The organism is Methylophaga sp. SB9B (assembly GCF_004832235.1).
GTDB lineage: Bacteria > Pseudomonadota > Gammaproteobacteria > Nitrosococcales > Methylophagaceae > Methylophaga > Methylophaga muralis.
This window is the reverse complement of record NZ_SSXS01000003.1, coordinates 286,307-293,070: the sequence shown is the minus strand read 5'-3', so window position 1 is coordinate 293,070 and position 6,764 is coordinate 286,307. Positions and strand designations below refer to the sequence as shown.

Annotated in this window: 7 protein-coding genes and 4 pseudogenes; 4 read left to right on the top strand and 7 right to left on the bottom strand. The window is 41.9% G+C overall.

The annotated features are described in order from the left end of the window. Positions 1 to 538: pseudogene (locus tag E8Q33_RS05405) on the bottom strand (DNA polymerase IV); the annotation flags it as partial. A gap of 170 nt (positions 539 to 708) precedes the next feature. Here E8Q33_RS05405 and E8Q33_RS05400 point away from each other — a divergent pair. Continuing rightward, positions 709 to 900 (top strand): carbon storage regulator, encoded by a 192-nt coding sequence (locus tag E8Q33_RS05400; RefSeq protein WP_136553363.1) that lies wholly within the window; start codon positions 709 to 711, stop codon positions 898 to 900. Here the strand turns inward: E8Q33_RS05400 and E8Q33_RS05395 are convergent. The 4 genes from E8Q33_RS05395 to E8Q33_RS15575 all read right to left on the bottom strand — a co-directional run bounded on the left by E8Q33_RS05395 (position 894) and on the right by E8Q33_RS15575 (position 3,002). Beyond that, positions 894 to 1,250: an HNH endonuclease gene (locus E8Q33_RS05395; RefSeq protein WP_136553361.1), complete on the bottom strand. Its 357-nt coding sequence runs from the start codon at positions 1,248 to 1,250 to the stop codon at positions 894 to 896. The two genes, E8Q33_RS05400 and E8Q33_RS05395, sit on opposite strands and share 7 nt — an antisense overlap. Positions 1,251 to 1,437: 187 nt before the next feature. Beyond that, a complete protein-coding gene (locus tag E8Q33_RS05390; RefSeq protein ID WP_136553359.1) occupies positions 1,438 to 2,001 on the bottom strand; it encodes a 3'-5' exonuclease in 564 nt (187 codons plus the stop codon). A gap of 69 nt (positions 2,002 to 2,070) precedes the next feature. Continuing rightward, positions 2,071 to 2,640: an endonuclease I family protein gene (locus E8Q33_RS15580; RefSeq protein ID WP_211116099.1), complete on the bottom strand. Its 570-nt coding sequence runs from the start codon at positions 2,638 to 2,640 to the stop codon at positions 2,071 to 2,073. A 98-nt stretch (positions 2,641 to 2,738) separates the two neighbouring features. Next, a complete protein-coding gene (locus E8Q33_RS15575) occupies positions 2,739 to 3,002 on the bottom strand; it encodes a hypothetical protein (RefSeq protein WP_211116098.1) in 264 nt (87 codons plus the stop codon). A 232-nt stretch (positions 3,003 to 3,234) separates the two neighbouring features. Between E8Q33_RS15575 and E8Q33_RS05380 the strand changes: the two genes are divergently transcribed. Beyond that, a complete protein-coding gene (locus E8Q33_RS05380) occupies positions 3,235 to 3,600 on the top strand; it encodes a transposase (RefSeq protein WP_136553357.1) in 366 nt (121 codons plus the stop codon). Next, positions 3,566 to 4,726 carry an IS30 family transposase gene (locus E8Q33_RS05375; RefSeq protein WP_136553355.1) on the top strand — a complete coding sequence of 387 codons (1,161 nt, stop codon included), beginning with the start codon at positions 3,566 to 3,568 and terminating at the stop codon, positions 4,724 to 4,726. The genes E8Q33_RS05380 and E8Q33_RS05375 overlap by 35 nt, the downstream gene beginning before the upstream one ends. A gap of 12 nt (positions 4,727 to 4,738) precedes the next feature. Here the strand turns inward: E8Q33_RS05375 and E8Q33_RS05370 are convergent. Continuing rightward, positions 4,739 to 5,002: pseudogene (locus tag E8Q33_RS05370) on the bottom strand (transposase); the annotation flags it as partial. A 62-nt stretch (positions 5,003 to 5,064) separates the two neighbouring features. On the opposite strand from E8Q33_RS05370, the pseudogene E8Q33_RS05365 reads away from it, so the two are divergent. Next, positions 5,065 to 5,244: pseudogene (locus E8Q33_RS05365) on the top strand (IS1595 family transposase); the annotation flags it as partial. 150 nt (positions 5,245 to 5,394) lie between these two features. Here E8Q33_RS05365 and E8Q33_RS05360 read toward each other — a convergent pair. After that, positions 5,395 to 6,290: pseudogene (locus E8Q33_RS05360) on the bottom strand (cation transporter). Positions 6,291 to 6,764: the final 474 nt, after the last annotated feature.

Here is a 6,764-nt window from a genome sequence, read left to right as displayed (position 1 = left end):
TAGCTTCAGCTTCCCAAGGCTTGATAACAGTTAAACCATCTGGCTTATTCAATTTGGCTGCAAACTTGGCAGTAGTTTTGTCACCACTCACACCAACACTACACGTCAGGCCAGAAGCATCGCTCACCGCTTTTTTTACTAGTTTCGCGATGGTTTCCGGATTTCCTAAAAGGCTCTGACAATGGGTAACATCCAGAAAAGCTTCATCGACAGAATATATTTCAAGGTCGGGGGTTATTTTTTCCAGCGCTTGCATAATTTGAGTGGATTTTTCCACATATCGATGCGGTCGGCTCGGAGCCTGGATAAGCTCGGGACACAGTCCTCTCGCCTCTTTCAGACGCATGCCCGTCTTTACTCCATACGCCCGGGCTTCATAAGAAGATGTGATAATCGTGCTACCTAATTTTCCATTCGTAATGGCCACAGGCCTATTGCGCCAAAACGGATTATCTTGTTGCTCTACCTGAGCGAAGAAGCAGTTCATATCGACCAATATAATAACCCTGTCCCAGAATTCATTACTTACAGCAGGCATAATCACCTTCAATTAAATGTATGGCCAAATGAGAAAATACAGAGAAGAGAAAATATAGGGAATCATTGATATTGGATCAATAAGAATTTTGTAAAAGACTCTCTGAAGCCATGTGAGATCAGCCAATAATTTTTGTAAGCTCGCAATAGCGGAAAAATAAGGAGACAAGGATGTTGATTTTAAAGAGACAGGTTGGCCAAAAACTTTATATTGGACAAGGAGTCATGATTGAAGTGTTAGGCGTATCTGGTTATGGGAAAAAAAGCCAGGTTCGAATAGGAATCACTGCCCCCAGAGAGGTGGCAGTGAATCGGGAAGAAATCTATTTAAGAATTCAGGAAAAACTCTCAGGGAATCAGTGAGCGCTTAACAGAAGCCCTGCATTCCATTTCCCTGCTCGCACGCGCTTCTGCACTTTATTTTTGTATGTCTCGGGTGATAGCTCCTCTTTACGAGTGTGCCTTTTAGCATTGCAGTAATGACAAGCCGCGACAATATTTGATTGATTAGAAGCACCTCCGGCGTGAAACGCAGTGAGATGCTCACCTGTACATTTGAACTGTTCAGCTTGTTTTAGAGTTAATTTATAACGCTGAGAAAAGATCTTTGCATCTGAGTTCCACATCGGTAGATCACAATAGTAGCAACGGCCATTTTGTTTTTTGAAAGCTTTAGTGCGAGGTGCACGGAGGGAAGGTCGGTTTTTTGCCATGAAGTTCTCCACAATTATTGGTTACCTCGCCCTGCTCAGCAGAAACTAAGGAACCAGTGGATCATCCAACTGGCAAAACGCGCTCGTTATAACGAAACACAGTCGTAAATTAACAATCTATTTGAATTTTTACAATACTTTCGTGAACTAATGTAAGTAATAAAAAAACCATTTCTGTAGCAACAAATTATTTTTCCACGGTCTCGTTATAAATAAATGGTAATAGTCGTGCGATATTTAATGCATCATCAATTGCACGATGATATTTGCCTTCAAATTCTAGGCCGTGATACTCCAAGGCAACTTTAGGACCTGCGTTACGAAAAGCTTTTTTACCTTTACTCCAACGCTTTTTTAAATTTTCATGAGGTAAATCAAGAAAGCTTGGACATACGCCGTGTCTCTCATACTCTTTTAAAAGTTGATGCTTATCATAGTTTCCCCATGACACCCATTGTGATAATTCGTATTGTCCAAGCCATTCGTTCAATGTTTTCGTGGCATCAGCATAATATGGGGCATTATCAACATCTGATTGCTTGATCGACGTTAGCTTCGTACAGAATTCAGTTAAAACAGGATGTAACTTGGGACGTGCAAAAAAAGATTTTGAATCGATAACCGTTCCATTTGTTTCACAGACGACACAACCAAATTCAATCACTTCCATATCATCTACCGTCTGCCGAAGATCGGTTCCATCCACCTTATCTTCCCAACAAGTTGCTTCCAGATCGACAACTAACATCATGTGGTTTCCAGTCCTAATTTTTTACTATTTCAAACAGATAGTTTAAGCGAAAAGATTTCAAGTATTATCCTAATTACAATTCCCTGCTTTTTTATATCCTGCATCATGTGCTTCAGTTTCGGAGACAAATTCGACAATATTTTTGGGGCTGACTTTGTCATATGACGGGCACCCATTGGGTAAATGAAAAACATTACTGTTACGGTTGCCCCTAATTATCTTTTGGACAACTGGTGCTTTATTGGCAGTGATTGCTACTTTTGCTGAACTTTTCTGTCCAATCTTCCAATTCTTTTCACCAGTCACAAATGGATTTGAATGGCCTGTTATAGTTGATATACGGCGGTCCCTTTCCAATTCCCAAGCTGAAACAGGATAAATGTTATGCCAGGACATCAATAAGCGTTGTTGTTGCTCAGACATATTCATACCGTATCGGTCATGCATGTAAAAATACACTCTTGCTAAAAACCCTTTAATTTCATTTCGTGGCTCAACCACTCTTGTTTTAAAGTCAACTCTGTATTCACAAGCACCATGTCGTTTAGTAGCCGATGGTAAGACGCCATAGTTGAAGTTCTGTCTATCTGAATTAAGCTCACCCACTGTTGGTGTGAGATTATGTAAATCAGCTTCCATCAAATTGAATACTGGATCGGTTTGTTTACAGTTCGAACGACCACCTTTTTGCCAACATTGCCGTGCACGCCAAAGTTTGAGGCAGGAACGATGTGTTCCTATTCAATACGTTGCGCCCGATTACGCTGTCCTTCTGCTCTGATTTTATAACCACAAGATTTAAAGTCGACTCGACCACCGGATTTTCCAACCCATTTCCATTGGCAGGAACAATATGTAGAGCCATCATCATTTCGATCAAAATAGATTTGTTCTTTCGCAATTATTTTTGATTGTTCGAAAGTGGTAGGTGTGGCTGATGCGGAACTAAGCAACACACTGATAACGATGAAGAGATTTTTACTGAGATATTTAATAAACATATGATTAATTTGCTTAAAATTCGGACCTATCGCTTTATATTTAAACGTTCAAAAATAATTCTTTTAATCGATTCGTGCTAGGTTTACTACCCATACTTCTCGTTTATTTAAAAACCGTTTCTTGTCATAGTTTCCCACTTATACCAATAACGAAGTGTTATCCTATTGGGTTTCCCACAATTTAACGGACACTTTTCATAAGCATGTTTTAACATGAAAGGAAAAGTAGAAGATGAATCAAATGGGAACACGCAGAAAATACACCGATGAATTTAAAGCAGAGGCCATCAGGCTTGCGAGTCAACAGGACAGCTCGATTCAGGGAATAGCGGACGATCTGGGAATCAACTCTGGCATGCTGCGACGCTGGATAAAGACGGCCAATGGCGTGCCAAGCACTCAAAAAAATATGGCTGACGCTGAGCTGAATAAAGAGCTTGTCAGGCTTCGTCGGGAAAATGCCAAATTAAAAACAGAGCGTGACATTATAAAAAAAGCGCTTGTAGATTCAAATGGTCAAAGCAACAGTTTTACTAAAATACTGATTTGCATGGGCACATTTGATGAAACGAGCAAAACGAACATTTACTCAAGATGAGAAAGAACTGGTATTTAATTTATGGAAACAAGGCACCGGTTTCAGTGATATTGGAAGAGTATTGGACGCAGCACCCGGTACAGTTTTCACAGCATTACGTGAAACCGGTGGCATCAAACCCAGAACCAGAACCAGAAATGCCAAACATCTGACAATTGCTGAGCGTGAGGAAATAAGAGTCGCATTATCGGCGAAGATGTCACTCAGAGCTATCGCCAGGATGCTGAATCGCTCACCTTCAACCATTTCTCGGAAAATTGCCCGTAACCGAGGAAGACGCTTCTACAAAGCGGTTGATGCAGACAATCGTGCAAGGCGCATGGCCAAGCGGCCAAAACTTGGAATACTAGAGCTTAATTCAGATTTACGGCAACTCGTCATGTCAAAGCTTGAGCTGAAGTGGTCCCCTGAGCAAATATCTGGCTGGCTAAGTGTTGAATTCTCACGAAACAAACAAATGCAGGTTTCACATGAGACCATTTATAAATCAATGTACGTGCGTGCCAAAGGTGTGATCCATCACTCTTTCACGCAACATCTGCGGCGAAACAGACCGATGCGCCATAGCCAATATCATCGTCGAAGTGGCGATAGGAGCTTCACTAAAATTGTTAGTGGTTTGTCGATCCATGAACGTTCTAAAAACATTGATAACCGTAAGTCTCTTGGTCATTGGGAAGGTGCTCTGGTATCAGGTTCGAAAAACACACACATTGCTACGCTAGTCGACAGGAAGTCACGCTTTACCATCATCCTCAAACTGGCAGGGAAGGATGCTGAATCTGTACATAAAGCCTTGTTAGCAACATTTACAAAGATGCCAGCTGAATATCGTAAATCTTTGACTTGGGATAGAGGCATGGAGTTGGCTAAACATGCTGACTTAACAAAGGAAATTGGCATTCCTGTGTACTTCTGTGATCCGCAGTGCCCTTGGCAAAGGGGCACAAACGAAAATACCAACAGCCTAATTCGTCAATACTTCCCTAAAAAAACAGATCTATCACCACACTCACAAGAACGGCTGAATGCTGTTGCAACTCAATTAAACGAACGTCCGAGGAAAACATTGAAATTTAAAACACCATCACACATGATTGATAACGGTGTTGCAATGATCGTTTGAATCTACAGTAGCCTTTTTTAATATGGTTTTTTCCTGCTCCAGGCGCTTCACCCGCGCTTCCAACTCCTGAATACGCTGCTGTTCTGGCGTCAACGCTTTGGAAGCAGGCGTATGCCCACCTCGTTCAGCTTGTAACTGTTTAACCCAGCGACGCAGGGCTGACTCACACACACCGAGGGCTTGGCAGGCTTCTGGAGCACTGTAGTTCTGGTCCACCACCAGACTCGCTGCTTCCAGCTTGAACTCAGGAGTAAAACTTCTTCTTTGTTTTGTCATTGAACACCTCTTCGGAGGTCATATTACCTCCTTAATTGGTGTCCGGGATCAGTAAACCACTACATATCAATGGTATTGAGAATTTTTGGAATCAAACCAAGCGTCATTTACGCCGATTTAACGGTATTCCAAAAGCGCATTTTCACTTGTTTTTGAAAGAGTGTGAGTGGCGATTTAATAACAGTGACCCAAAGAGCCAATTAAAGCAATTAGCTCAATGGGTTAAGGCGGGTATGGGCTAGTTATCTGGATCAGTCCCTTAATTTATTTGCTTGTTGGGTTTTAAAAATTTTTAAATAATGCATTTAAATTTACATATATTTAATTATCATAAATAACTAAGGCTAAATAAAGATTTCTAATAAAACCCCTAACTTAAACCTTTAAAACTATCAAGCTCGAAGAGCCAGAATTCGGCGCGCTCCATTGAGGACAATCAGGCCTGCTACGGTGCCAATAATCAAATCCGGATAGTTGGATCCTGTCCAGAGTACTAAGGCACCAGAGCAGATAACGCCCACATTGATCACGACGTCATTGGCTGAGAATATCCAGCTTGCCTTCATGTGTGCACCATTATCACGATGCCTCGAAATCAACAACATACAGATGATATTGGCAATCATAGCAACGAAGGCAACGGCCATCATCGTTACAGATTCAGGTTCGCTTCCGAATACGAAACGACGTAATACCTCCGCTAGAACACCTAAGGCAAGAATCAATTGAAGTACACCTGCAAATTGAGCGGCGCGGACCTGCATTTTGATACTATGGCCCACTGCATAGAGAGCAATACCATAAACAGCGGCATCGGCGAAATTGTCTAACGACTCACCTATCAGCCCTGCAGATTGGGCAAGCAAGCCAGCAGTCAATTCCACTATGAACATCAGAGCATTGATGCCAAGTAGCACAAGTAGGATGTGTGACTCCTGATCGGCAGAGCCAGCAAATTTTTCAATAGCCGAGACGCTATCGGTGGCGGCGGCTTGTGTCTTCTCAAGCGACGCACCTAGCCCCAAGCTTGCAAGTTTCGTGGTAATTGGCTCAACCGCTCCGTCATGTAGCACTTCTAACCGACGATTCGCCAAGTCAAACGATAGTGCTTCAATCCCTTCTAAACTGTTCAATGCCATACGGATCATGTGCTCTTCTGACGGACAATCCATCTTTTGTATGTTAAAAACGCTTATCCATTTGCCTGAAATTACAGACGAAGTTGGCATATTGTTATCCTTGATTGAGTAGTATTTATTTAGCATGGGTTATCACAGTTTTTAACCATGATAATTCTCCATTCAAAAAGATATTTAAACCATTGTTACTTGTCTGCTAAGGGAAAACCATACCCCAACTGCCATGATTTTTAGTCACCTCTCTGATGCTATACAGTTTCGAGAGAGAATTTTGGCTACAATCGGCAAATTGCATCAATGCCCTGCCGGGTGATTGCTACACCTCTGTACAGCTTAAGTCTCTGCCTATCATTGTGTCTTAGCGCTAATGCCCATCAGTGACAGTAAAGTCGGCGCCATATCAATCTGGCTCGCCCCCCGTCTTGATACGTTTTGGTTTTATATCAACCCTAAAATGAGACCTGGGATTTGAAAACGTTCTATCGGCACAAGTGAATTTCCATAAACGTTCAAATCATGATCGGCAATCACCAAAAAGAGTGTATTGTCTCAATAATCGCTTTTCATATGTGGTTAGCCCCCAGCAGTGAAGGTGATTTTGTGATCATCTTTTTTCGTTCGAA

Bases quoted from the DNA above. Each gene is read 5' to 3' on its own strand.
- E8Q33_RS05400 (WP_136553363.1), top strand. From the start codon at position 709: ATGTTGATTTTAAAGAGACAGGTTGGCCAAAAACTTTATATTGGACAA.
- E8Q33_RS05395 (WP_136553361.1), bottom strand. From the start codon at position 1,250: ATGGCAAAAAACCGACCTTCCCTCCGTGCACCTCGCACTAAAGCTTTC.
- E8Q33_RS05390 (WP_136553359.1), bottom strand. From the start codon at position 2,001: ATGATGTTAGTTGTCGATCTGGAAGCAACTTGTTGGGAAGATAAGGTG.
- E8Q33_RS15580 (WP_211116099.1), bottom strand. From the start codon at position 2,640: ATGGAAGCTGATTTACATAATCTCACACCAACAGTGGGTGAGCTTAAT.
- E8Q33_RS15575 (WP_211116098.1), bottom strand. From the start codon at position 3,002: ATGTTTATTAAATATCTCAGTAAAAATCTCTTCATCGTTATCAGTGTG.
- E8Q33_RS05380 (WP_136553357.1), top strand. From the start codon at position 3,235: ATGAATCAAATGGGAACACGCAGAAAATACACCGATGAATTTAAAGCA.
- E8Q33_RS05375 (WP_136553355.1), top strand. From the start codon at position 3,566: ATGAAACGAGCAAAACGAACATTTACTCAAGATGAGAAAGAACTGGTA.